This window comes from Mycobacterium sp. GA-2829 (assembly GCF_001499965.1).
Classification (GTDB): domain Bacteria; phylum Actinomycetota; class Actinomycetes; order Mycobacteriales; family Mycobacteriaceae; genus Mycobacterium.
Window position 1 is genome coordinate 1 of record NZ_LQIT01000013.1, and the last position, 25,205, is coordinate 25,205.

General features: G+C 69.4%; 21 protein-coding genes. 13 read left to right on the forward strand and 8 right to left on the reverse strand.

What is annotated here, in order from left to right:
• Nucleotides 1–1,301 (reverse strand): 13E12 repeat family protein (locus AU194_RS10020; RefSeq protein WP_059089092.1); only part of this gene is annotated, 1,301 nt, incomplete at its 3' end.
• 70 nt (nucleotides 1,302–1,371) lie between these two features.
• Between AU194_RS10020 and AU194_RS10025 the strand changes: the two genes are divergently transcribed.
• The 3 genes from AU194_RS10025 (at nucleotide 1,372) to secA (ending at nucleotide 5,926) form a co-directional block, all read left to right on the forward strand.
• On the forward strand, nucleotides 1,372–1,986 hold the full coding sequence (locus AU194_RS10025; protein WP_059089171.1) for a ComF family protein: 615 nt from the start codon (nucleotides 1,372–1,374) through the stop codon (nucleotides 1,984–1,986).
• Between the two features lie 322 nt (nucleotides 1,987–2,308).
• Nucleotides 2,309–2,959 carry a ribosome hibernation-promoting factor, HPF/YfiA family gene (gene hpf, locus AU194_RS10030; protein WP_197417584.1) on the forward strand — a complete coding sequence of 217 codons (651 nt, stop codon included), beginning with the start codon at nucleotides 2,309–2,311 and terminating at the stop codon, nucleotides 2,957–2,959.
• A gap of 123 nt (nucleotides 2,960–3,082) precedes the next feature.
• Nucleotides 3,083–5,926, forward strand: coding sequence for a preprotein translocase subunit SecA (secA, locus tag AU194_RS10035; protein ID WP_059089094.1), 2,844 nt, complete (start codon nucleotides 3,083–3,085; stop codon nucleotides 5,924–5,926).
• A gap of 1 nt (nucleotide 5,927) precedes the next feature.
• Here the strand turns inward: secA and AU194_RS10040 are convergent, their stop codons facing one another.
• Nucleotides 5,928–6,422, reverse strand: a complete 495-nt coding sequence (locus AU194_RS10040; protein ID WP_059089095.1) for an Rv3235 family protein — start codon at nucleotides 6,420–6,422, stop codon at nucleotides 5,928–5,930.
• Nucleotides 6,423–6,598: 176 nt separating this feature from the next.
• Between AU194_RS10040 and AU194_RS10045 the strand changes: the two genes are divergently transcribed.
• The 5 genes from AU194_RS10045 to AU194_RS10065 all read left to right on the forward strand — a co-directional run bounded on the left by AU194_RS10045 (nucleotide 6,599) and on the right by AU194_RS10065 (nucleotide 12,799).
• Nucleotides 6,599–8,005, forward strand: coding sequence for a wax ester/triacylglycerol synthase family O-acyltransferase (locus AU194_RS10045; protein ID WP_059089096.1), 1,407 nt, complete (start codon nucleotides 6,599–6,601; stop codon nucleotides 8,003–8,005).
• A gap of 60 nt (nucleotides 8,006–8,065) precedes the next feature.
• Nucleotides 8,066–9,808, forward strand: a complete 1,743-nt coding sequence (locus tag AU194_RS10050; RefSeq protein WP_059089097.1) for a BCCT family transporter — start codon at nucleotides 8,066–8,068, stop codon at nucleotides 9,806–9,808.
• A 9-nt stretch (nucleotides 9,809–9,817) separates the two neighbouring features.
• The gene (locus AU194_RS10055; protein WP_059089098.1) at nucleotides 9,818–10,318 is read left to right on the forward strand and encodes a hypothetical protein; all 501 of its coding nucleotides are present in this window, start codon (nucleotides 9,818–9,820) and stop codon (nucleotides 10,316–10,318) included.
• A 39-nt stretch (nucleotides 10,319–10,357) separates the two neighbouring features.
• The gene (locus tag AU194_RS10060) at nucleotides 10,358–11,488 is read left to right on the forward strand and encodes a ferredoxin reductase (RefSeq protein WP_059089099.1); all 1,131 of its coding nucleotides are present in this window, start codon (nucleotides 10,358–10,360) and stop codon (nucleotides 11,486–11,488) included.
• Nucleotides 11,489–11,557: 69 nt separating this feature from the next.
• Complete coding sequence (locus AU194_RS10065; protein WP_059089100.1) at nucleotides 11,558–12,799, forward strand: fatty acid desaturase; 1,242 nt, start codon at nucleotides 11,558–11,560, stop codon at nucleotides 12,797–12,799.
• 70 nt (nucleotides 12,800–12,869) lie between these two features.
• On the opposite strand, the gene AU194_RS10070 is transcribed toward AU194_RS10065, so the two are convergent.
• The 3 genes from AU194_RS10070 to aroA form a co-directional block, all read right to left on the reverse strand.
• On the reverse strand, nucleotides 12,870–13,730 hold the full coding sequence (locus tag AU194_RS10070) for an aldo/keto reductase (RefSeq protein ID WP_059089101.1): 861 nt from the start codon (nucleotides 13,728–13,730) through the stop codon (nucleotides 12,870–12,872).
• A 131-nt stretch (nucleotides 13,731–13,861) separates the two neighbouring features.
• Nucleotides 13,862–14,842 carry a ribosome small subunit-dependent GTPase A gene (gene rsgA / locus AU194_RS10075; RefSeq protein ID WP_059089102.1) on the reverse strand — a complete coding sequence of 327 codons (981 nt, stop codon included), beginning with the start codon at nucleotides 14,840–14,842 and terminating at the stop codon, nucleotides 13,862–13,864.
• Entirely contained in the window at nucleotides 14,839–16,149 is a 1,311-nt protein-coding gene (gene aroA / locus AU194_RS10080; RefSeq protein WP_059089172.1) for a 3-phosphoshikimate 1-carboxyvinyltransferase, read from the reverse strand. Before aroA ends, rsgA begins: the two co-directional genes overlap by 4 nt.
• Before the next feature lie 44 nt (nucleotides 16,150–16,193).
• Between aroA and AU194_RS10085 the strand changes: the two genes are divergently transcribed.
• Together AU194_RS10085 and AU194_RS10090 are read left to right on the forward strand one after the other, a co-directional pair.
• Entirely contained in the window at nucleotides 16,194–16,961 is a 768-nt protein-coding gene (locus tag AU194_RS10085) for an SOS response-associated peptidase (RefSeq protein WP_059089103.1), read from the forward strand.
• Entirely contained in the window at nucleotides 16,961–18,466 is a 1,506-nt protein-coding gene (locus tag AU194_RS10090; protein WP_059089173.1) for a methyltransferase, read from the forward strand. The genes AU194_RS10085 and AU194_RS10090 overlap by 1 nt, the downstream gene beginning before the upstream one ends.
• A 67-nt stretch (nucleotides 18,467–18,533) precedes the next feature.
• Here the strand turns inward: AU194_RS10090 and AU194_RS10095 are convergent, their stop codons facing one another.
• Together AU194_RS10095 and AU194_RS10100 are read right to left on the reverse strand one after the other, a co-directional pair.
• Nucleotides 18,534–19,388, reverse strand: a complete 855-nt coding sequence (locus AU194_RS10095) for an NAD(P)-dependent oxidoreductase (RefSeq protein WP_059089104.1) — start codon at nucleotides 19,386–19,388, stop codon at nucleotides 18,534–18,536.
• Nucleotides 19,389–19,392: 4 nt separating this feature from the next.
• Nucleotides 19,393–20,304 carry a LysR substrate-binding domain-containing protein gene (locus AU194_RS10100; RefSeq protein ID WP_059089105.1) on the reverse strand — a complete coding sequence of 304 codons (912 nt, stop codon included), beginning with the start codon at nucleotides 20,302–20,304 and terminating at the stop codon, nucleotides 19,393–19,395.
• A gap of 75 nt (nucleotides 20,305–20,379) precedes the next feature.
• On the opposite strand from AU194_RS10100, the gene pcaD reads away from it, so the two are divergent.
• From pcaD to AU194_RS10115, 3 genes are read left to right on the forward strand one after another with little or no spacing between them, the layout of a single operon-like run.
• Nucleotides 20,380–21,150, forward strand: coding sequence for a 3-oxoadipate enol-lactonase (pcaD, locus tag AU194_RS10105; protein ID WP_059089106.1), 771 nt, complete (start codon nucleotides 20,380–20,382; stop codon nucleotides 21,148–21,150).
• A complete protein-coding gene (locus AU194_RS10110; protein WP_059089107.1) occupies nucleotides 21,147–21,929 on the forward strand; it encodes a CoA transferase subunit A in 783 nt (260 codons plus the stop codon). Before pcaD ends, AU194_RS10110 begins: the two co-directional genes overlap by 4 nt.
• Entirely contained in the window at nucleotides 21,926–22,624 is a 699-nt protein-coding gene (locus AU194_RS10115) for a 3-oxoacid CoA-transferase subunit B (protein WP_059089108.1), read from the forward strand. Before AU194_RS10110 ends, AU194_RS10115 begins: the two co-directional genes overlap by 4 nt.
• Here AU194_RS10115 and AU194_RS10120 read toward each other — a convergent pair.
• Nucleotides 22,561–25,203, reverse strand: coding sequence for a LuxR family transcriptional regulator (locus AU194_RS10120; RefSeq protein WP_157575980.1), 2,643 nt, complete (start codon nucleotides 25,201–25,203; stop codon nucleotides 22,561–22,563). The two genes, AU194_RS10115 and AU194_RS10120, sit on opposite strands and share 64 nt — an antisense overlap.
• Between the last annotated feature and the right edge of the window lie 2 nt (nucleotides 25,204–25,205).

Here is a 25,205-nt window from a genome sequence, read left to right on the forward strand (position 1 = left end):
CGGGGTTGGCCGGTGTCCTGGTCGGCCGGTGGGATCCAGTAGGTGCGGCCGTCGCCGGGGCGTTCGGTGGTGTAGCCGGTGTTGGCGATGAGTAGGTTGTCGGGATGGCAGGCCAGCGCCATGGTGTTGATGTTGGTTTGGCCGTTGCCGGCGGCGAAGTCGTCGGTGTGGTGGGCTTCGGTGCCGTAGAACGGCACGGTGCACTGGGGGTGGGTGCAGCCATGGTCGCGGGCGAAGAGCGCCAACCGCTGGGCTGTGGTGGCACACCGGCGGGCGCGGCCGAAGTAGAGGACCTCTTCGTGGTGGTCGTCGAAGATCGCCAAATAATGCCGTGATTTTCCGGCCATGCGGATGAGGTCACGGATCGGTAGGCGGCTACCGCCGCCGGTGAACGCCCACCCGGTCCCGCGTTCGAGGTCGGCGAGGCTGGCGTTGGCCACGATCGTCGCCGGGACGCCGGCGAGCTGGCCCATGGCGCCGGATTCGATGGCCAGGCGCAGGGCGGTGGTCAACGCGTCGTGGTGGCGTTGACCGGTGGTGCGTTCGTCACGGCCGGAGACCTCAGCGACCACGGCGTCGTCGTGGGGCATGTTCACCCCGGGGGCGCCGTATTTCTCGAGGGCGACTTCGAGGTAGGCGCGGGCTTCGGGGGTGATGTAGCCGGTGATGCGGCTCATGCCGTCGGCTTGTTGGCGGCCGAGGGTGAATTCGCGGCGGCGCTGCATGGTGTCGTGGTCGGGTTCGGTGCCGTCCTGGTCGATGAACCCCATCAGCGCCTCGGCGACTTTGCGGAACTGGTCGGGCCGCAGCACCCGGGCATGCCCGACGAGGTCGCGTTCGTAGTCGTCGCGGCGGGCAAACGACACCCAGGTGGGTAGTTTCTTGATGAAGTCCTGGATGATCCGCACGTGGGCGGTGCCGATGGCGCCTTCGGCGACCGCGGCGGCAGTGTGGGGCAGTTCGGGGCGCACGAATTGCCCGGTCAGCGTGTGCCTCGGACCCAGCTGGCGGGTATCGGCGAGGCGTTCGCCGGCCTCGCGCAGCGACACCCGCAGCGTGTTGGCCAGGAGTTGTTTGTGCGAGGTGGCGCCGAAGTCGTTGGGGGCGGCTTCCATGACCCGGCTGGTCAATCGGTGCTCGACGGCCGGGAGTGCCCACAGGGCGGTCTTGATGCGGTCGAATTCGGCGAGCGCCTGCGCCGGGGTGAGGCCGTCGACGGAGGCCGCCTGCAGTTCGGCCGCGGCCGCCACCAGGTCGTCGACCGCGGTACCGAACGCTGCCACGACCGTCTGTCCATCCATATATCGAACACTAGTGCGAGGGTCTGACACGTAGGCGGTGGTGTCGGACCGTCCGCCGACACTGAGGGCCATGCTCGACCTCGTGCTCCCGCTCGAGTGCGGTGGCTGCGGCCGACCCGCCACCCGTTGGTGTGCGCAGTGCGCCGCGACGTGGACCGTCCGCCCCGATGAACCGCATCTGGTCAGTCCACGCCTCGACCCTGGCGTGCCGGTCTTCTCGCTGGGTCGCTATGCCGGACCGCGCCGCCGCGCGATCCTCGCCCTCAAGGAACGCGGCCGCACCGACCTCGTCGCACCGCTCGCGGACGCCCTGTGCGAGGCCGTCGCGCACCTGGCCGCCTGGGGGATCGTCGAGCCCGGCGTCCCGCTCATACCCGCCCCCACCCGGCGCATCGCGGCCCGCCGTCGCGGCGGCGACCCCGTCACACGGATGGCGAGGGCCGCGTCCGGCGACGTCGTCGTGGCGCTGCGGTCCAAGGCCCTCACCCGCGATTCGGTCGGGCTGTCGGTATCCGATCGCCAGCGCAACGTCGCCGACCGCATCAGGCTCGTGCGGCCCGTCCGCGGGGACGTGGTCCTCGTCGACGACATCGTCACCACGGGCGCCACCGCAACGGAATCCGTCCGCGTGCTGCAAACCGCAGGCGCCCGGGTTGTGGCGGTGCTGACGCTCGCTCACGCGTGATCGTGAAGGCCCGCGGATCAATCGATCGTGAAGAACTTGAAACAGTATCGAGAACCACTGGCCGACCCGGTGAACAACGACTACCTTCGGTCTTAACAACCCGTGTATTCACGGCAGGCGCTCAACACGATGCGCCGACTTCGCCGCACAACGGTAGGAGGTGACAGTCGACACCTTGCGCCGGTGAGCCGCGGCAGTTTTCCGCGATACCCGAGTCTCGTCGGCGCGTTCCGTGACAGGTCCGGCACGCAATAGGCGTGCGACGCGAAAGAGAAACGAGTTGCCAAGTATGTCAACGCATTCCATGGAAACTGACCGCACGATGGTGATCGAGGACGAAGCGCCCGCCGAGGCGACGAACGCCGAGGTCGTCGTCAAAGGCCGCAACGTCGAGATTCCCGATCACTTCCGCATCTACGTCGCCGAGAAGCTCGCGAGACTGGAAAGGTTCGACCGCAGCATCTACCTCTTCGACGTCGAACTCGACCACGAGAAGAACCGCCGCCAGCGCAAGAACTGTCAGCACGTGGAGATCACCGCGCGCGGACGCGGTCCGGTGGTCCGGGGCGAGGCCTGTGCAGACAGCTTCTACGCCGCCTTCGAGGCGGCGGTGAGCAAACTCGAGAATCGACTGCGCCGTAGCAAGGACCGCCGCAAGATCCACTACGGCGACAAGCGCCCGGTATCGGTGGCCGAGGCCACCGCGGCAACGGTCCCGGTCGGCGAGGAGAACACCGCGCCCGCCGACGCAGAGGCCGGCACGCTCGACGGGCTCGCCCTCGATGATCACGAACCGGGACGCATCGTTCGCGTCAAGGACCACCCCGCGACCCCGATGACGGTGGACGACGCGCTGTCACAGATGGAACTCGTCGGTCACGACTTCTTCCTCTTCCACGACAAGGAGACCGACAAGGCCACGGTGGTCTACCGCAGGCACGCCTACGACTACGGGCTGATCCGGCTCGCCTGAACCCGCCCACCCGACCCCGCGGCGGCACGCCCGCCGCGGGGTTCGTCGTGCGGGAAGACGGGATTGCCAGGCGCGACCTCTACCATGGGACAGGTCTGATACCTCAACCCACAGGGGAAATCCGTGCTCGATAAGTTGCTCCGTCTCGGTGAAGGCCGCATGGTCAAGCGCCTCAAGAAGGTGGCCGACTATGTCAACACCTTGTCCGACGACGTCGAGAAGCTGTCTGACGCCGAACTGCGGGCCAAGACCGACGAGTTCCGGCGGCGGCTGGCCGACGAGAACGACCCGGTAGACCTCGACGACCTGCTCCCGGAGGCGTTCGCCGTGGCCCGTGAGGCGGCCTGGCGCGTGCTATCCCAGCGCCACTTCGACGTCCAGGTCATGGGCGGTGCCGCCCTGCACTACGGCAACGTCGCCGAGATGAAGACCGGTGAGGGCAAGACCCTGACCTGTGTGCTTCCCGCCTACCTCAACGCCCTGGCCGGCAAGGGCGTCCACGTCGTCACCGTCAACGACTACCTGGCCAAACGCGACAGCGAGTGGATGGGTCGCGTTCACCGCTTCCTCGGCCTGTCCGTCGGCGTCATCCTCTCCGGGCTGACCCCGGACGAGCGCCGCGCCGCCTACGCCGCCGACATCACCTACGGCACGAACAACGAGTTCGGCTTCGACTACCTGCGCGACAACATGGCGCACCGGCTCGAGGACCGCGTGCAGCGGGGCCACAACTTCGCCGTCGTCGACGAGGTCGACTCCATCCTCATCGACGAGGCCCGTACGCCGCTGATCATCTCCGGCCCCGCCGACGCCGCCTCGAACTGGTACAGCGAGTTCGCCCGGCTGGCGCCGCTGATGGAGAAGGACGTCCACTACGAGGTCGACATCCGCAAGCGCACGGTCGGCGTGCACGAGGTCGGTGTCGAGTTCGTCGAGGATCAGCTGGGCATCGACAACCTCTACGAGTCGGCGAACTCTCCGCTGATCAGCCATCTCAACAACGCGCTGAAGGCCAAGGAGCTGTTCCAGCGCGACAAGGACTACATCGTCCGCAACGGCGAGGTCCTCATCGTCGACGAGTTCACCGGCCGCGTGCTGCTGGGCCGCCGCTACAACGAGGGCATGCACCAGGCCATCGAGGCCAAGGAGCACGTCGAGATCAAGGCCGAGAACCAGACGCTCGCCACGATCACGCTGCAGAACTACTTCCGGCTCTACGACAAGCTCGCCGGCATGACCGGTACCGCCCAGACCGAGGCGGCCGAGCTGCACGAGATCTACAAACTCGGCGTCGTCCCGATCCCGACGAACCGCGAGATGGTCCGTCAGGACCAGACCGACCTGATCTACAAGACCGAAGAGGCGAAGTTCATCGCCGTCGTCGACGACGTCCAGGAGCGGTACGAGAAGGGCCAGCCGGTCCTGATCGGCACCACCAGCGTCGAACGCTCGGAATACCTGTCCAAGCAGTTCACCAAGCGCAAGATCCCGCACAACGTCCTCAACGCGAAGTACCACGAGCAGGAGGCGAACATCATCGCCGAGGCGGGCCGCCTCGGCGCGGTGACCGTCGCCACCAACATGGCCGGCCGCGGTACCGACATCGTGCTCGGCGGCAACGTCGACTTCCTCGCCGACAAGCGGCTGCGCGAACAGGGCCTCGATCCGGTCGAGACGCCGGATGAGTACGAGGCCGCGTGGGAGTCCACGCTGAACCAGATCAAGGCCGAGGCCGAAGAGGAAGCCCGCGACGTGCGCGAGGTAGGCGGGCTCTACGTGCTCGGCACCGAACGCCACGAATCCCGCCGTATCGACAACCAGTTGCGTGGCCGCTCGGGCCGTCAGGGGGACCCCGGCGAGTCACGGTTCTACCTCTCCCTGGGTGACGAGCTCATGCGGCGCTTCAACGGCGCCACCCTCGAGGCCCTGCTGACGCGGCTGAACCTGCCCGACGACGTGCCGATCGAGGCCAAGATGGTCACCCGCGCCATCAAGAGCGCGCAGACGCAGGTCGAGCAGCAGAACTTCGAGGTCCGCAAGAACGTCCTCAAGTACGACGAGGTGATGAACCAGCAGCGCAAGGTCATCTACGAGGAGCGTCGCCGCATCCTGGAGGGCGAGGACCTCGCCGATCAGGCGCACAAGATGCTCGTCGACGTCATCACCGCCTACGTCGACGGCGCCACCGCCGAGGGTTACTCGGAGGACTGGGATCTCGAGCAGCTGTGGACCGCGCTCAAGCAGCTCTATCCGGTCGGCGTGGACTACCACGACCTCATCGACTCCGACGCCGTCGGCGAGGCGGGTGAGCTCACCCGCGACGAACTGCTCGACCTGTTGATCAAGGACGCCGAACGCGCCTACGCCGAGCGGGAGCGCGAACTCGAGGAGCTGGCCGGTGAGGGCGCGATGCGCCAACTCGAGCGCAACGTGCTGCTCAACGTCATCGACCGCAAGTGGCGCGAACACCTCTACGAGATGGACTACCTCAAGGAGGGCATCGGCCTGCGCGCGATGGCGCAGCGCGATCCGCTCGTCGAGTACCAGCGTGAGGGCTACGACATGTTCGTCGGCATGCTCGAGGCGCTCAAGGAGGAGTCGGTCGGCTTCCTGTTCAACGTCACCGTCGAGGCGGCGCCCGAGGCCAACCGGGTCGCACCGGTCGCCGCACCGCCCGGATTGTCGGAGTTCGCCGCCGCAGCGGCGAAGGCCCAGGCGCAGACCGGTCAGGGTGGGGTGGCCACCAAGGAACGGGAGACCCCCGCACCGACGTTGCGCGCCAAGGGAATCGACAACGACGACAGCCCGCCGCTGACGTACGTCGGCCCGGGCGAGGACGGCTCGGCGGAGGTGCAGCGGTCCAACGGCGGTCCGCGCCATGCGGCGCCTACGGGCACCACCCGCAAGGAACGCCGCGAGGCGGCCCGGAAGCAGGCCAAGGCCTCGCGTCCGCAGCGCCGCGGCTGAGTCACCCGATCTGCAGGGCCACCACCTGCCAACGGCCGGTACCGGTGAGCTCCACCCTGGCGGCGATCGCGCGGACGCGGTCGCCGCGGGTGTAGGTCGCCGACACCTCCACTGCCGCCGGGCCCGCGCTGCGCAACCGCACGCGGCGCAGCTTGGCGGCGCTGGGGTGGCGCACCCGGCACAGGGCGCCGACGGTGTCGAGCACCTGGGGCGCCACGACCGGCTTGAGGTGCATCAGCGGACGGCGGCGGTCGAGGACCTCGAGGACGCGGCGCAGCGCCAGGTCGGCGAACGCGCCTGCCGCGGGCGGGGCGACGGATTCGGTCACCTCGCGCCGGGGCGCGGGCCGCAGCAGCCGAGGACTCCGGCGGTGCAGCGCCGCCGGGGACGGGGCCGGACACGGCGCAGGCGGGAACGCAACGGGCGCAGGTTCGTAGTCGACCACCGGCGAGGTGAACGACGGACGTTCTGCGTTCGGGGGCGATGACTGGGTCACGGGCACTCTCCGGCTCGGCGCGGCGGGACAGGACAACCGTCTGCTGGAGAGGAACAGACCGCTCCATCGTCGCACGGTTCTCACCTGGTCGTGAGCACCCGTGATGCGGCTCTTCAGTTGCTGCCGCTACGGTGGCGGGAAAATCAGCGGGGCGAAGAATCAGGGGGCGGCGTCGGATGGTGACCAGGTTGTCGGCATCGGACGCCGAGTTCTACCGGCTCGAGGACACCGCGACGCCGATGTACGTCGGCACGCTGTCGATTCTGCGCAAGCCGCGCAGCGGGCTGAGCTACGAAACGTTGCTGCACACCGTCGAGCAGCGTTTGCCCCAGATCCCGCGGTACCGGCAGAAGGTCCGCGAGGTGACGCTGGGCCTGGCGCGGCCCGTGTGGATCGACGACCGCGACTTCGACATCACCTACCACATCCGTCGCTCGGCTCTGCCGTCCCCGGGCAGCGACGCCCAACTGCACGACCTCGTCGCCCGCCTGGGGTCTCGCCCGCTCGACCGGTCCCGCCCGCTGTGGGAGATGTACCTCGTCGAGGGGCTGGCGAAGAACCGGGTCGCGATCTACACCAAGACCCACCAGGCACTGGTCAACGGGATGACCGCCCTGGAGGTCGGCCACGTCATCGCCGACCGCACGCAGAAGTCGCCGGAGTTCGGTGAGGACATCTGGATCCCCGCGCGCGAACCCAGCGACCGTGCGCTGCTGCTCGGGGCGGTCGGGGAGTGGATCACCCGGCCCGCCGATCAACTCTCGGCGGTGCGGTCCGCGATCAGCGACCTGACCAACTCCGAACAGCTCGTCGCCGCGGGACACCGCGTCGCCGACGTGGCCCGCACCCTGTCCCGGGGCACCGCCCCGAGCAGCCCGCTCAACACGACCGTGTCGCGCAACCGGCGGTTCACCGTCGCCGGGCACCACCTCGACGACTACCGCACGGTGCGGGCGCGCTACGACTGCGACATCAACGACGTCGTGCTGGCCGTGATCGCCGGGGCGTTGCGCAACTGGCTGCTCTCCCGTGGGGAGCCCGTCACGCCGACGGCGACCGTGCGGGCGATGGCGCCGATGTCGGTCTACCCCGACGCCGAGATCGACTCGTCGGGGCCGGGGCAGGCGATCAGCCAGGTGTCGCCGTTCCTGGTCGACCTGCCGGTGGGGGAGGGCAATGCGGTGGTGCGCCTGTCGCAGATCGCCCACGCGACCGAATCGCATCCGACCGCGGCCAGCCTCGTCGACGCCAGGACCATCGTCACGCTGTCGGGGTTCGCGCCACCGACGTTGCACGCCATGGGAATCCGTGTCGCCACCACGTTCAACGCGCGACAGTTCAACCTGCTCATCACCAACGTGCCCGGGGCGCAGAAGCAGATGTTCGTCGCGGGCACCAAACTGCTCGAGACGTACGCCGTTCCGCCGCTGCTGCGCAACCAGGTGCTCGCGATCGGCGTCACCTCTTACAACGGGGAGCTGTACTTCGGGATCAACGCCGACCGGGATGCGATGAGCGACGTCGACGTGCTGCCCGCACTGCTCACCGAATCGCTGGAGGAGTTGCTGGAAGCCGCACGGTGACCCGATCGTTGCCGTCGAGGCATTGACGGGACCGATCCGGTGGCGTCGTATGGTCAGACCATGACGGTCAACTCCGAGAAGAACAACGAGAAGACCCCTCGACGCGGTGTGAACAAGGCGATCAAGTCGCCCACCGACGAAGCGATCCCGCATCCCATCCTCGACCTGCCGGTCGAGGAGGAGGCCTACACCGGCTCGCGCGGCCTGGACTGGGTGGTCTTCGGGGTCACCGCCGTCATCGCCGTGGCGTTCCTGGTGTGGGGCTTCGTCAGCACCGATTCGCTGGCCACCGCCTCGGGCGATGCGCTGACGTGGGTGATGAACAACACCGGCTGGCTCTTCGTGCTCACCGCGTCGGCGTTCGTGCTGTTCGTGCTGTGGCTGGCGCTCGGCCGGTTCGGCAACATCCCGCTCGGCCGCGACGACGAGGAACCCGAATTCCGCAGCATCTCGTGGGTTGCGATGATGTTCAGCGCCGGTATGGGCATCGGACTGATGTTCTTCGGCGTCGCCGAACCGCTGACCCATTTCGCGACGCCGCCTCCGGGGGTCGGACCGGAGGGCGGTTCGGAGGCTGTCCAGTCGGCGATGGCCACCACGCTGTTCCACTGGACGCTGCATCCGTGGGCGATCTACGCCGTCGTCGGCCTGGCCATCGCCTACGGCGTCTACCGCAAGGGTCGCCTGCAGTTGATCAGCGCGGCGTTCGAACCGCTGCTCGGATCCCGCGCCAACGGACCGTGGGGCAAGGTCATCGACATGCTGGCGATCTTCGCCACGCTGTTCGGTTCGGCGGCCTCATTGGGCTTGGGCGCGCTGCAGATCCGCAGCGGCCTGCAGATCGTCGCCGGTATCGGCGAGACCGGCAACACCGTGCTGATCGTGATCATCACGGTGCTGACCGTCGCCTTCGTGCTGTCGGCGGTGTCCGGGGTGGCCCGCGGCATCCAGTGGCTGTCGAACATCAACATGGTGCTCGCGGTGCTGCTGGCGTTGTTCATCTTCGTCGTCGGCCCGACAGTGTTCATCCTCAACCTGCTGCCGACGTCGATCGGCAGTTATGCCGCCGACCTGGCGATGATGTCCGCGCGCACCGGCGCCGAGGGCGTCGACGTCGACGCGTGGCTGCAGTCGTGGACGATCTTCTACTGGGCCTGGTGGATCTCGTGGACCCCGTTCGTCGGCATGTTCATCGCGCGCATCTCCCGCGGCCGCACCATCCGGCAGTTCGTCACCGGTGTGCTGCTCGTGCCGAGCCTGGTGTCGCTGGTGTGGTTCTGCATCCTCGGCGGTGCGGCGATCAACACCCAGCAGAACGGGGTCGACCTCGCCGGCGAGGGCAGCAACGAGGAACAGCTCTTCACGCTGCTCGGGCAGTTTCCGATCGCGACCGTGGCCAGCATTCTGGTGATGGTGCTGGTGGCGATCTTCTTCGTCTCGGGCGCCGACGCCGCCTCGATCGTCATGGGGTCGCTCTCGGAACGCGGCACGATCAAACCGTCCCGCGGCACCGTCATCTTCTGGGGCGTGACGACGGGTGCGGTCGCGGCGGTGATGCTGCTGGTCGGCGGGGAGGACGCGCTCACCGGTCTGCAGACCATCACGATCATCGCGGCGCTGCCGTTCGTGCTCGTGATGGTCGGGTTGGCCGTCGCGCTGGTCAAGGACCTGCGTAAGGATCCGCTCGTGGTGCGCAAGAAGTACGCCGCCGACGCCGTCGACAGCGCCGTGATCCACGGTGTGATCGAACACGGCGACGACTTCATCATCTCCGTCGAGAAGGATCCCGACGCCCGTAGCTAGTCTCGCGGGATGCGCGTCTACATCCCGGCGACACTCGCCATGCTCCAGCAGCTCGTCGCCGAACGCTCGCTCCGGGCGGTGAACGGCACCGCGTTCGCGGTCACCCCGACGCTGCGCGAGGCCTACGCCGAAGGCGACGACGACGAACTCGCCGAGGTGGCGCTGCGCGATGCGGCGTTGGCCTCGCTGCGGTTGCTGGCCGCCGACGAGGGCGCCGCGACGCTGCCCCCGCGGCGGGCGGTGCTGGTCGCCGACGTCGAGGGGGCCGCCGCTCGCCCCGACCTCGACGATGCCGTCGTGCGGCTGACCGGCCCGGTCGACTACGCCGACGTCATCGCGGCGTATGTGGACAACGCGGATGCCGAAAGCGCCGTGAAGCTGGCGGTCAACGCCGTCGACGTCGCCGACTTCGGGGACGAGGACGCTGAACTCACCGTGGGCGACGCGCAGGACCACGACCTGGCCTGGTACGCCCCGCAGGAACTGCCGTTCCTGCTCGAGCTGCTCTAGGAGTAGATACGGGACCGTAAGTTACGGTACCGTAGGTTCATGGCCAAGAGTCACATCAAAGTCTCGGCCAAAGTCGCCGACACCGTGCGCCCCCAGGTGACCGCCAGGCATCCCGCGCTCAACGCCTTGCGCAACATCGCCGCGAAGATCACCACCCCGCTGCTGCCCGACGATTACCTGCAGCTGGCCAATCCGCTGTGGTCGGCGCGCGAACTGCGCGGCCGCATCGTCGACGTGCGGCGTGAGACCGAGGACTCGGCGACGCTGGTGATCAAACCGGGGTGGGGGTTCACCTTCGACTACCAGCCCGGGCAGTACATCGGCATCGGGCTGCTCGTCGACGGACGCTGGCGGTGGCGCAGCTACTCGCTGACCTCGAGTCCGCGCAGCGCCGGTCGCACGATCTCCATCACGGTCAAGGCCATGCCCGAGGGCTTCCTGTCGACGCATCTCGTCGGCGGGGTGGCGCCCGGCACGATCGTGCGGTTGGCCGCGCCGCAGGGCAACTTCGTGATGCCCGACCCGGCGCCGGCCAAGGTGCTGTTCCTCACCGGCGGCTCCGGCATCACCCCGGTCATGTCGATGCTGCGCACGCTGCAGCGCCGCGATCAGATCACCGACATCGTCCACGTGCACTCCGCACCGACCGAATCCGACGTGATGTTCGGCGGCGAACTGGCCGCGCTGCAGGACAAGCACGACAGCTACACCTTGCAGCTGCGGCTGACCCGTACACAGGGCCGCCTCGACCTGTCCCGGCTCGACGAACTCGTCCCCGACTGGCGGGAGCGCCAGACCTGGGCGTGCGGGCCCGAAGGCATGCTCGACGACGCCGAGAAGGTGTGGGAGCAGGCCGGCGTCGCCGAGGCCCTGCATCTGGAACGGTTCGCGGTCACGAAGGCCGCGCCCCACGGTGCGGGCGGCACGGTGGAGTTCGCGCGCAGCGGTAAGACCCTCGACGTCGACGCGGCCACGTCGCTGATGGACGCCGGCGAACAGGTGGGCATCCAGATGCCGTTCGGTTGCCGGATGGGGATCTGCCAGTCATGTGTAGTCGGCTTGATCGACGGGCATGTCCGGGATCTACGGACCGGTACGGAACACGAGGCGGGCAGCCGGATCCAGACCTGCGTCTCGGCCGCCTCCGGCGATTGCGTTCTGGACGTTTAGCAGTTACCCACTGGTAACCTACGGGCTCGTAGGTTACGCTACCGTAGGTAGAGGAAGGAGGCGCCACAGATGGCAGTCACAGACGTACCTGAATTCGCACATCTCACCGACGCCGACATCGAAAGCCTGGGTGTCGAGCTCGACACGATCAGGCAGGACATCGAAGACTCCCTCGGTGAGCGCGATGCGCGCTACATCCGCCGCACCATCGCGGCGCAGCGGGCGCTCGAACTGACCGGCCGGCTGCTGCTGGCCGCCAGCTCCCGCCGCTCGGCCTGGTGGGCGGGCACCACCACGTTGGGCGTGGCCAAGATCATCGAGAACATGGAGATCGGCCACAACGTCATGCACGGCCAGTGGGACTGGATGAACGATCCGGAGATCCACTCGTCGTCGTGGGAGTGGGACATGGGCGGGGCCTCCAAGCACTGGCGGTTCACCCACAACTTCATGCATCACAAGTACACGAACATCCTCGGCATGGACGACGATGTGGGCTACGGCCTCATCCGCGTCACCCGCGATGTGAAGTGGAAGCCGTTCAACCTCGGCAACCTGCTGTACAACACCATCCTCGCCCTCGGGTTCGAATGGGGTGTCGGACTGCAGCACGTCGAGCTCGGCAAGATCTTCAAGGGTCGTGACGACCGCGACGAGAGCAAGGTCCGCGTCCGCGAATTCGCCCGCAAGGCCAGCGCGCAGTTGGTCAAGGACTACGTCGCGTGGCCCGCGGTGACCGCGCTCTCGCCGGGTGCGACCTACCGGTCGACGCTGACGGCCAACGCGGTGGCCAACGTCATCCGCAACGTGTGGTCGAACGCGGTGATCTTCTGCGGTCACTTCCCCGACGGCGCGGAGAAGTTCACCAAGACCGACATGGTCGGCGAGTCGAAGGGGCAGTGGTACCTGCGCCAGATGCTCGGCAGCGCGAACTTCACCGGCGGCTGGCTGCTGCGCTTCATGAGCGGCAACCTGTGCCACCAGATCGAGCACCACCTGTACCCGGACCTGCCCAGCAACCGGCTGCACGAGATCTCCTACCGCGTGCAGGCGCTCTGCGACAAGTACGACCTGCCGTACACGACGGGGTCGTTCCTGGTGCAGTACGGCAAGAGCTGGCGGACCATCGCCAAGCTGTCGCTGCCGGACCGGTTCCTGCGCGACACCGCGGACAACGCGCCCGAGACGCGTAGCGAGCGGATGTTCGCCGACCTCGAGCCCACCCAGCGGCGCGGCCTGCGGTCGTCCATCGCCGCCGTGCGGACCCGGCGTCGCGAAAAGCGTGCTGCGCGAGGCGCTCTGGCTGCGTAGAAGCCACAACGAAACCGCGGGGAGACCGAATCGTCGGTCTCCCCGCGGTTTCCGTATCTGGGTTGTCGGGTCAGTCGGGGATGTAGTCGAACGTGTCCGGGTTGGGACCGGTGCGGCCGTCCTCGCCCTTGTCGAGGCCGGAAAGTGCGTCGACGTCCGCGTCGCTCAGCTCGAAGTCGAACAGCGCGAAGTTCTCCTCGATCCGCTTGGGCGTCACCGACTTCGGGAAGACGATGTCACCGCGCTGGATGTGCCAGCGCAACACCACCTGTGCCGGCGTGCGTCCCGTGGACTCCGCGATGCGAGTGACCTCCGAATCATCGAGCACCTGACCCTGTGCGATCGGTGACCACGCCTCGGTCGCGATGCCGTGCTCCTTGCCGTAGGCGCGCACCTTCTCGTTGACGAAGTACGGGTGCACCTCGATCTGGTTGACCGCGGGTACGGTCTCGGTCTCGCGGGCGAGGCGCTCGAGGTGGTCGACCTGGAAGTTGGACACCCCGATACTGCGCGCCCGGCCGTCCTTCTTGAACTCCTCGAGGACCTGCCACGTCGACACGAAGTCGCCGTCGTACAGCGTCGGCAGCGGCCAGTGGATCAGGAACAGGTCGACATACCCGTCATCGCCGTCGAAGCCCAACTCGCTCAACGTCCTGTCGAACGCGCGACGGGCGTCGTCGGGCTTGTGGAAGCCGTTGTTGAGTTTGCTGGTGATGAACACCTCGGACCGGTCGATCCCGCTGTTACGGATGCCTTCGCCGACGCCGCGCTCGTTCTGGTACATCTCGGCGGTGTCGATGTGGCGGTAGCCGATGTCGAGCGCGGTCTTGACCGCGTCCGCGGTCTCGTCGGGCTTGATCTGGTAGACGCCGAAGCCCAGCTGGGGGATCGTCGCGCCGTCGTTGAGGGTGATCGTGGGAACGTTGCTCAAGGTAGAGCCTCCTGTGCGTCGTCGGGATGCGGGCGTCCGTCGGTCACCCGCATCGTGTCGGTGTGCCCGCTCATGCAACGGCGCACACCCTCTCCTACCTTCCCGTCACACCTTGATCCGAACCTGTGAAGCTAGGCCTCGTTGAGCGCGGCCAGCAGGTGCCGGGCCGCGGCCACGCGGTTGGCCGCCGCACCGCTCAACTCGTCGAGTGCGCACTCCGGGTCGGCGGGTGGCCCCATGTGCCCGCAGCCGCGCGGGCAGTCGGCGATCGCCTCGGCGAGATCGGAGAACGCCAGCATCACGTCGTCGGGTTCGATGTGGGCCAGCCCGAACGACCGGACCCCGGGGGTGTCGATCACCCACCCGCCGCCGTTCAGTGGCAGCGCGACCGACTGCGTCGACGTGTGTCGGCCCTTACCCACGCCGCTCACCTCGCCGATAGCTCGATCCGCTTCGGGCACAAGGCGATTCACCAACGTCGACTTGCCCACTCCCGAGTGGCCGAGCAGTACGGTGACCCGGCCGCCGAGCAGCGGCAGCACGGTGTCGAGCGGATCGTCGCGGCCGGCGGTGAGGACGGTCAGCTCCAGGCCGGCGAACTGCGCGGCGAACGGTTCGGCGGGTGCGAGATCGCTCTTGGTCAGGCACAGGATCGGCGTCAGACCTCCGGCGTAGGCCGCGATCAGCGAGCGTTCCACGAAACCGGTCCGCGGCGGCGGATCGGCCAGCGCGACGACGACGAGCAGTTGGTCGGCGTTGGCGACCACCACCCGTTCGGTCGGATCGGTGTCATCGGCGGTGCGGCGCAACACCGTTCGGCGGTCACCGCGGCGCACAATGCGTGCGAGCGTGTCCGGGCGGCCACTCAGGTCGCCGACCACCTCGACATCGTCGCCGACGACGATCGGGGTGCGGCCGAGTTCGCGGGCCCGCATCGCGGTCACCACCCGGTCCGGGTCGCCGTCGAGCGCACAGCCCCACCGCCCGCGGTCGACGGTCACCACCATGGCGCGGCGCGCGTCGGCGTGCTCGGGGCGGGTCTTGGTGCGCGGGCGCGTACCCCGACCCGGACGCACCCGGACGTCGGACTCGTCGTACTCGCGACGGCTCAAGCGCCTGCCTCGGGGTCGACGACGGTCTGTCCGGCCAGCATGTCCGTCCAGAGCCGCGGGAACTCCGGCAGCGTCTTGGCGGTCGTCCCGATGTCCTCGACATCGACGCCGGGGGTGCGCAGTCCGACGATCGCGCCGGCCATCGCCATCCGGTGGTCGGCGTAGGAGTGCCACACCCCGCCGTGCAGCGGTGCCGCGGTGATGACCAGCCCGTCGTCGGTCTCCTCACACTGCCCGCCGAGGCCGTTGATCTCGGCGCTCAGCGCGGCCAGCCGGTCGGTCTCGTGTCCGCGCAGATGCGCCACACCCCGCAGCCGGGACACCGAACCCGGGGTGGCGACGGCGGCGAGAGCGGCCACCGCGGGGGTGAGTTCGCCGACGTCGTGCAGGTCGGCGTCGAAGCCGTCGTAGAGCCGAGTGCCCTGCACCTCGAGATACGAGTCGGTCTGGCGCACCGCCGCGCCGACCTTCTCGAGGATCGCCAGGATCGTGCCCGCCGGCTGGATGCTCGTCGCGGGCCAGCCCGTGATCCGCACCGCGCCACCGCTGACCACACCGGCGGCCAGGAACGGCACCGCGTTGGACAGGTCGGGTTCGATGGTCCAGTGCCGGGCGGCGACCGGGCCCGGCCGCACGGTCCACCGGTTGGGCGTGCTGTCGTCGACCTCGACGCCCGCGTCGCGCATCATGCTGATCGTCATCGCCACATGCGGCGCCGAGGGCACCGACTCGCCGGTGTGCACGATGGTCAGGCCGTCGCGGAACGCCGCACCCGACAGCAGGAGTCCGGAGACGAACTGCGACGAGCCCGAGGCGTCGATCTCGACCGTGCCGCCGGCCACCGAACCCTCGCCGCGCACCCGGAACGGCAGCCCGTCGCCGTCGATCTGCACGCCGAGTGTCCGCAGCCCCGCCAGCAGCGGGCTGATCGGGCGCACGCGGGCCTGCTCGTCGCCGTCGAACTCGACGGTCTGGCTGCTCATCGCCGCGACGGGCGGCAGGAAGCGCAGCACGGTGCCCGCGAGGCCGCACTCGACGCGGGCATCCGCCGCGGGGGACAGGTTCCCGCTCACGACGAGTTCGCAGTCCACCTCGTCGACGCATTCGACGGTGAAGCCGAGGGTGCGCAGCGCCCCGATCATCAGGTCGGTGTCGCGGCTGCGCAGGGCCCCGCTGATCGTGGACGGGCCCTGCGGAGTGGCCAGCGCCGCGAGCACCAGCGCCCGGTTGGTCAGGGATTTCGAACCCGGGATGGTCACCGTCGCGTGGACGGGGGTCGGCGTCGCCGGGGCCGGCCAATTGCTCACCACACCATCCTGCCTTGTCGGTTCGGCGTGCCAGTATCGGAGGTATGTGTGGACGTTTCGCGGTGACCACCGACCCGGCCCTGCTGGCCGAGAAGATCAAGGCGATCGACGAGACCAACGCCGTCCCCAACGAGTCGGGGCCCAACTACAACGTGGCCCCCACCACCACCATCACCACCGTCGTCAAACGGCACAGCGACCCCGACGACGAGGCGACGCGCCGGTTGCGGTCGATGCGCTGGGGGTTGATCCCGCCGTGGACGAAGAGCGCCGAGGACGGCGCACCGGACAACAAAGGTCCGCTGCTGATCAACGCCCGCGCCGAGAAGGTCACCTCGTCGCCGGCCTTCCGCGCGTCGGCCAAGAGCAAGCGGTGCCTGGTGCCGATGGACGGCTGGTACGAGTGGCGGCCCAATCCCGCCGAGGCCGGGAAGAAAGCCGTCAAGACCCCGTTCTTCATGTACGGGGCCGACGGGCAACCGCTGTTCATGGCCGGGCTGTGGACCACCTGGCGGCCCAAAGACGCCCCGAAAGAGGCGCCGCCGCTGGTGAGCTGCACGATCATCACCACCGACGCCGCGGGCCCGCTCGCCGAGATCCACGACCGCATGCCGCTGACCATCAGCGCGACCGACTGGGACCGCTGGCTCGATCCGGACGCCCCGATCGACGAGGGCCTGTTGCGCGGCCACGGCGATCTCGACCGCATCGAGGTCCGCGAGGTGTCCCGGCTGGTCAACAACGTCCGCAACAACGGTCCGGAACTGATCGAGCCGGCCGAGCCGGAGCCCGAACAGGCCACGCTGCTTTGATCCCACCGTTGCACGACGCTGCCGTCGTCGACGCGTTGGGCGCCGACCTGCGCGCCGCGGGCTACACCACCGACGGGGTAGCGGCCCTGCTCGGCGCCGACGCCGACGCCGCATTCGCCAGGGGCGTGTGGTGGCCTGCGCTGCGCGTCACCGAACGCGCCGCCCCGCAACATGACGCGCTGGCCGTGCTGGTCCGGCTGCTGCTGCTCGGGGTGGAGGAGACGCGCGACCGGGCCGCGGTGGCGTTCCCCACCGCGGGGGTGGATGCGCTGGTCGTCAACGGGGTGCTGACCGTCACCGATTCGGGGTCGGTGCGGGCCGCCCTCGACATCCGCCCGCACGGCGACGGCGTCCGGGACTTCGTCGTCGTCTCCGATCTGGATGCGGCACTGAGCGAGGGCGCCGTCCGGCATGATCACGTCCTCGGCATCGGCGGCGCATCGGTCACGCTGGTTCGCGCGGTGGTGCGCGAACCGGTCCGGCGCGCACTCGACCTCGGCACCGGCTGCGGCATCCAGGCGTTGCACCTCGACGCGCACTGCACCGAGATCGTCGCCACCGACACCAACGAGCGCGCACTGGCGCTGGCCGCGGCGACCGCGCGTCTCAACGGGATGTCGTGGGACCTGCGGTGCGGCAGCCTGTTCGAACCCGTCGCCGGTGAACGCTTCGACCTGATCGTGTCCAACCCGCCGTTCGTAGTGGGTGCGGGTGCCCGCGACTACATCTACCGCGACTCCGGCATGGTCGGAGATGCGTTGAGCCGCAACCTGATCGAACAGGTGGGCGAGCATCTCGAACCGGGCGGCACCGCACACGTGATGGCCAACTGGATTGTGCGCGACGGGCAGGACTGGCGCGACCGGGTGCGCGGCTGGCTTGCCGGCACGGGGTTGCACGCGTGGGTCGTGCAGCGCGAGCTCGCCGATCCGGTCAGCTACGTCTCCCTGTGGACCTCCGACGCCGGTGAACCGCCGGAGCAGGCGGCGCGCCGCGGCGGCGAATGGCTGGACTGGTTCGCCGCCGAGGGCATCACCGGCGTCGGGATGGGCATGATCGCGCTACGTGCACCCGGCGCCGACGAGCACCGCGCACCCGACCACGTCATCGAGGAGATCACCGGCGCCGACGAGGTCGTCACCGGTGCGGAGGTTGATGCGTTCTTCGCGCGGCGCGAATACCTGCACCACACCAGCGATACCGAGTTGTTGGCGGCGCGACTGTCGACGGCGCCGGTGTTCCTCGACGAGCAGTCGCTGCCCGGGCCCGACGGGTGGCAGGTCGTCGGCGCTGCGGTGCGCCGGCCGGGCGGTCCCGGTGCGGTGCTCGGCGTCGACGAGGTGTCCCGCGCGCTGCTGGCCGGCTGTCGCGGCGAGGTGCCACTGGGCACCCTGATCGACCTGCTCGCCGCCCACCACGGTGTCGACGCCGCCGCGCTGGCGGCGGCCGCGCTGCCGGTCGTCCGGGAGGCGATCGGACGCGGAATCCTCTACGAGGCGCGCTGAGTCACGGCCCAGAGATTGCGCTCACGGTCGTGGTTCGACCGCTACCCACGACCGTGAGCGCAAGGTCTCAGGGCCCGGTGTAGCCCGGCGGGTTGGGGGAGTCGACCCAGAGGTCGACGCCGAGTTCGGAGCCCGGGATGCAGTCGTACACCGACAGGTCGCTGACACCGGCCTCGAGCAGTACGTCCTCGCACAGCAACGTGTGCCCGGTGTAGGACGACGGTTTCGTCAGGACTGCGTAGGCGGCGTCGGAGTACACCTCGGGTTTACGGGCGCGGGCCATCGCCTCGTCGCCGCCGAGCAGGTTCTGCACTGCGGCCGTCGCGACCATGGTGCGCGGCCACAACGTGTTCGACGCGATGTGCGCATCACGAAGCTCTTCAGCAATCCCCAACGCGCACAACGTCATCCCGAACTTCGCCATCATGTACGCGGTCGGGGTGAGCCACTGCGGCTCCAGCCGGATCGGCGGGGACAGCGTGAGGATGTGCGGATTGTCGCGACCCTTCATGTGCGGGATGCACGCCTGCGTGACGGCGTACGTGCCGCGGACCTGGATGCCGTTCATCAGGTCGAACCGCTTGAGCGGCACCTCCTCGACCGAGCCGAGGTTGATCGCCGACGCGTTGTTGACGCACATGTCGATGCCGCCGAACTGCTCGACGGTCTTGGCGACCGCGGCGGTGACCGAATCGCCGTCGCGGATGTCGCCGACGATCGGCAGCGCCTGACCGCCGGCCTGTTCGATCTCCTCGGCCGCGGTGTAGATCGTCCCGGGCAGCTTGGGATGCGGTTCGGCGGTTTTGGCGATCAGCGCGATGTTGGCGCCGTCGGCGGCGACGCGTTTGGCGATGGCCAACCCGATGCCGCGGCTGGCGCCGGAGATGAACATGGTCTTCCCGCTCAAGGGCTTGTCTGCCATGGCCTCACCCTATGTCGGGCCGGTGGTGGGTTTCGGCGACTCGGCGCAGAACATCGAGCACCCGGTCGACCAGCGGTGAGTACGCGCGGGCGGCGTGCGCGGCCAGGAGGTCGACGGCGACGGGCCGGTCGCCGGACAGCGCGCGGTACCGCACGCCGGGCACGCCCAGCGCCGCGGTCGGTTCAGGGACCACCGCCACGCCGAGGCCCGCGGCGACGAGTGTGACCAGGGTCGAGGTCTCCTCGACCTCGCTACGGACCCGGGGGACGAAACCGGCCGCCGCGCACAGGGCGGTCACCACGCTGTTCATCACCGAGTGGCCGTGCCCGGCGTGCACGACGAACTCCTCGTCGCGCAGGTCGGCGATGTCGACGCCGGCGGCCGCGGCCAACGGGTGGTACTCCGGCAATGCCACGAGCAACCGGTCCCGGCGGATGGTCTCGACGCGCACCGCCGGATGCGAGACCGGTGGCCGTAGCAGCCCCAGGTCGATCTCCCCGGACACCAACGCGGTGATCTGCGCCGGCGCGAGCATCTCGCCACGCACCGCCACGTCCACCCCCGGCAGCGTCTCTCGCAGCGTGCGCACGAGCGTCGGGAGCAGCGAGTAGGTGGCCGAGCCGACGCAGCCGATCACCAACCGGCCCGCCGACCCCTCGGCGACCCGGTGCGCGACGTCGGCGGCGTCGTCGACCGCGTCGAGGATCGCGACCGCCCGCTCGAGGTACGCCGCGCCCGCGGGGGTCAGGTCGACCTTGCGGGTGGACCGCGTCAGCAGCGCGACGCCGAGTTCGCGTTCGAGCGCCCGGATCTGCTGGGACAGCGGCGGCTGGGCGATCCGCAGGCGTTCGGCGGCCCGGCCGAAGTGCAATTCCTCGGCGACCGCCCGGAAGTAGCGCAGATGACGCAGCTCCAACTGATACTCCTCAGGTCTCAATCGGGCGAAAATGGATATTTCACAATATAAGAGCACGTCATTACAGTCGAAGGCATGACTTCGGTGAAGGTTCACGCACTCGTCAGCGGTCGAGACGATGGCCCGGCCGTCGTGCTCAGCAATTCCCTAGGCTCCACCCACCGGATGTGGGACCGCCAACTCGCCGACCTCGAAGCGCGTTTCCGTGTCGTGCGTTACGACACCCGAGGACACGGCGCCTCGCCGACGCCGCCGGGCCCGTACCGCATCGACGACCTCGCCGATGACCTCGTCGCGCTGCTGGACCGGCTGGGCATCGACCACGCCCACCTGGTCGGGTTGTCGCTGGGCGGGATGACGGCGATGCGCGTGGCCGCGCGCAACCCCGAGCGCGTCGACCGGCTCGCCCTGCTGTGCACCGGCACCGCGTTACCGCCCGCCTCGACCTGGCTAGAACGCGCCGAGACGGTGCGCACTCGCGGCACCGGCGCGATCGCCTGCGCTGTCGTCGAACGCTGGTTCACCGCCGCCTACCGGACGGCGCACCCCGACGTGCGGGCCGGCTGTGAGGCCATGGTGGCCGCCACCCCGGCCGAGGGCTACGCGGGATGCTGTGAGGCGATCGCCGCGCTCGACCTGCGCGACGACCTCGCCTCGATCATCGCCCCGACCCTGGCCGTCGCGGGCGACCGCGACCCGGCCACGCCCGTGCCGAAGCTGCGCGAGATCGCCGACGGGGTCAAGGACGGTCGCCTGGCGGTCGTGCCCGAGGCGGCACACCTGGCCAATGCGGAGCAGCCCGCGATCGTGAACTCCGCCCTCATCGAACACCTGGAGCAGTCGTGACAGTGGACAAAGTCGTCAAATCGGCCTGCGACGCGGTCGCCGACATCCCGGCGGGCGCGAGCCTGGCCGTCGGCGGGTTCGGCCTCGCCGGTATCCCGTGGTTCCTGATCGAGGCGCTGCTCGACCAGGGCGCCGACGATCTGACCATCGTCTCCAACAACTGCGGCGTCGACGGCGCCGGGCTGGGCCTGCTCCTCGAGGCGGGCCGGATCAGCCGTGTCATCGCGTCGTACGTGGGGGAGAACAAGGAGTTCGGCAGGCAGTACCTCGCCGGTGAGCTGACCGTGGAACTGACCCCGCAGGGCACGCTGGCCGAACGGCTGCGCGCCGGCGGCAGCGGGATCGGCGCGTTCTTCACCCCGACCGGGGTCGGCACGCTCGTCGCCGAGGGCGGACTGCCATGGCGTTACCACCCGGACGGCAGCATCGCGCTGGCCTCACCGCCGAAGGAGGTCCGCACCTTCGGCGGCCGTGACATGGTGCTCGAGGAGGCCATCGTCACCGACTACGCGCTCATCCGGGCGGCGGTGGCGGACCGCGCGGGCAACTGCCGGTTCCACGCAGCGGCACGCAACTTCAACCCGCCCGCCGCGATGGCGGGCCGCATCACTCTGGTCGAGGCCGAACAGGTCGTCGAGGTCGGCGAACTCGGACCCGACGAGATCCACCTTCCCGGGATCTTCGTGCAGCGCGTCGTGCCGCTGACGCCGATTCAGGCGCTGCGCAAGGACATCGAGAAACGCACCACCCGGCCACGACCCGAGGAGGCCACCCGATGAGCTGGACCCGCGACCAGATGGCTGCCCGCGCCGCGGCCGAACTGCGCGACGGCGACTACGTCAACCTCGGTATCGGCCTGCCGACGCTGATCCCCGACCATCTCCCGGCGGGGTCACAGGTCACCCTGCACGCCGAGAACGGCATCCTCGGAGTGGGCCCGTTCCCCTACGAGGACGAGGTCGACCCCGACCTGATCAACGCGGGTAAGCAGACCGTGTCGGTGCTGGCCGGCGCGTCGTACTTCGACTCGTCAACCAGCTTCGCGATGATCCGCGGCGGCCACGTCGACGTCGCGGTGCTCGGCGGTATGCAGGTGTCGATGACCGGCGACCTGGCCAACTGGATGGTCCCCGGCGCGATGGTCAAGGGCATCGGCGGCGCGATGGATCTGGTCAACGGAGCAGGCCGCGTCGTGCTGCTGATGGAACACATGACCAAGGCCGGAGCCCCACGCCTCGTACGGAGTTGCGATCTACCGCTCACCGGGCGCTCGGTGGTGAGCCGCGTGATCACCAACCTCGCAGTGCTCGATGTGATCGGAACCGGGTTCGAGGTCGTCGAACTCGCGCCGGGGGTCGAGTTCGCCGACGTGGTGGCCGCCACCGCGGCACCGGTCACCGACGGGCGCGGTCACTGGCGTGATGCGGTCACCGCGACGAGCTCGGAGCGCGAACGCACCCCGAGCTTGGCGTAGATCCGGGTCAGGTGGTACTGCACCGTCTTCGGAGAGACGTACAGCTCCGCCGCCACCTCCCGGTTCGAAAGCCCTTGCGCCACAAGCGAGGTGACCGCATCTTCCTGTGGGGTGAGTTCGGTGTGACCACGCGGCCCGCGCACGACGTGCACGCCGCCTGCCTTGAGTTCGCGTTCGCATCGGGCGACGTAGGTGTGGGCGCCGAGCGCCAGATACAGATCGCGGGCGGTGGTGATGACGGCGTCGGCGTCGCGCCGCTTCCCGGCCCGGCGCAGCGTCTGCCCGTAGGCGAAGTTGACCCGCGCCAGGTCGTAACGCAGCGGCAGTCCGTCGAGCAGCGCGAGTGCCTCCTCGAAGGCGCGCCGGGCGTTGTCGATGTCCCCGGCGGCCCCGAGGATCCGGCCGCGGGCGTACCCCAGCCGGGCGCGGGTGGAGCGTTGCCCGCGCCGGGCCGCGCGCTGTTCGTGCGGACCGATGAACGCATCGGCCGCCTCCGGCTGACCGTCGAGGACCATCGCGTTGGCCAGCACGTCGGCCCACGGCCACAGTGCCGGTTCGGCGGTGATCCGCCCCGACATCCGGGTCAGCGGGTCCAGCGCCCGCCGCACCCCGGCGTAGTCGGCCTCGGCCTCGGCGATCTGCGACCGGGCCAGCGCTGTCGCCAGCCGCATCATCTCGTACCCCTGGGCGACGGCGTTCGCGGCGCGCACCGCTGTCTGCGCGGCTTCGAAATCGCCACGCAGGGAATGGATCTGCGTCGCGGTCCACTCGAGAAGCGGCGTCACGAGCACGATCCCGCTTGACGCGGCGGTCAGTCGACCGCGCTCGACGGTCTGCAGCGCCTGATCCCAGTCCCCGGTCAGGAACTGCACGCGCGCCAACCAGCCCAACGCCCACAGGGCGATGCGGGCCGATCCCCCCGATTCGGTCGTCGACACCGCGCCCTCGAGGCTGCTGCGGGCGCCGTCGAGGTCGTCAGCCGCCAGTTGCAGCCAGCCTCGGCCCATCGCGATGCGCTGTGCCTGGGCGCCGTACTTGATGCGCGAAGCCAGTTCGTCGTACGCGGCCGAGGCGCGGGCCGAGTGCCCGATTGCGGACAGTCCGAGACCGCGGATCGCCGCGGCCTCGACGCCCGCGGGGGAGTCGTCCCCGGAGAGCGCGATGGCGCGATCGGCCCACTCCACGAGTTCTGCACCGCGACAACGCATCAGCGAATGCAGCACATAGCGGCCCGCGATCAGCGCTGCGGTCTCGGGATCACGTCCGGCGTTGACGATCGCCCACGCCCGCCGCAACCGGACGTCCGCCTCGGCTCCGCGACCGCGCACGACGGCCAGGTAGGCCAGCGTGGCGTCCCGCAACGGAGTCTCGCGCAGGCTCTCGACCGCGGGTACCAGCGCGGCGGCGGCCGCGGTGTCGCCGGCCGCGACGAGCGCGTCCACCGAACGGGTGAGCCGGTCGTCGCGCGCCAGCGGATCGGGGCTGAGCCTGCCGGCCTCACGGAACAACGTCGCCGCCACTGCCCACGCCCCCTCGGCGCCGCGCGCGCGGGCCATCGCGTCGACCTCGTCGGCCAGTGCCGCGTCGGGAACGGGGGTGGCCGCGACGAGGTGGTGCAGTCGTCGGACCGGGTCGGCGACGATGCCGGCCGCGCGCCGGTGCACATCGGCCGCGCGGCGCACACCCATCACGTCGAGCACTCCCGCCCGCAGGAGACGTGACCGCAGGGAGACGCCGAATTCTCCTGTCATGACTGTCAGTTCGGCACTTTCGGCATCATCGACGGCGGCGAGCGGATCGTCGATGCCTGCCAGCAGCGCGGCTTCCCCCAGCGATGCGCCGTCGCCGAGCACCGCCAACGCCTCGATCAGGGCACGGCCGGGCGGGCGGCAGCCTTCCAACCGGGACCGGACGTCCGCCACGGTGTGCGCCGGGGCCGGCAGCTGCGCGTCGTGGCGCGACCAGACCGGTGCGGGCACCTCGTCGAGCAGGGCGAGCGCGTCGCGGGGGTTGCCGTCGGTGTGACGGGTGAGCACGTCGACCATCGTCGGGTGCAGGACGCGCCCGCGCCGCCTCGCGAGTTCGCCGACAGCCGACGGGGACAGGCCGCCCAGTCGCAGTTCGGTCGAGACGAAGCTCGCCGCTATGTCCGACGCATGCGTCGCGGTGAGCACGACGAGCAGCGCGCCCGCACGGTGGCGGCGCACCGCGGTCTCGAGCACCTGCATCGACAGCGGATCGGCGTATCGGGCGTCGTCGACGATCAGCAACGCGGGCGCTCCGGCCCCGGCGATCCCCTCCAGGAGTTGGCCGACCGGATCGTCGCGCACCGGTTCCTGGAGTAGTTGGGCGAGCACCGCGCCCGGTGCGGCGGCCTCCCACGGCAGCGCGTGGGCGACGAGAGCGCGTGCGTGGTCGGCGGCCAACCGGTTGACCAGCGTCGTCTTGCCGACACCCGGTGGGCCGAGCACCGCGACGACGTCCGTGCCCGAGTCCGCGGTGGCCAGGCAGCGGGCGGTCAACTCGGCCAGTTCACGGTCGCGCCCGACGCATTCCGCGGCCACGATGATCACCGTCACAT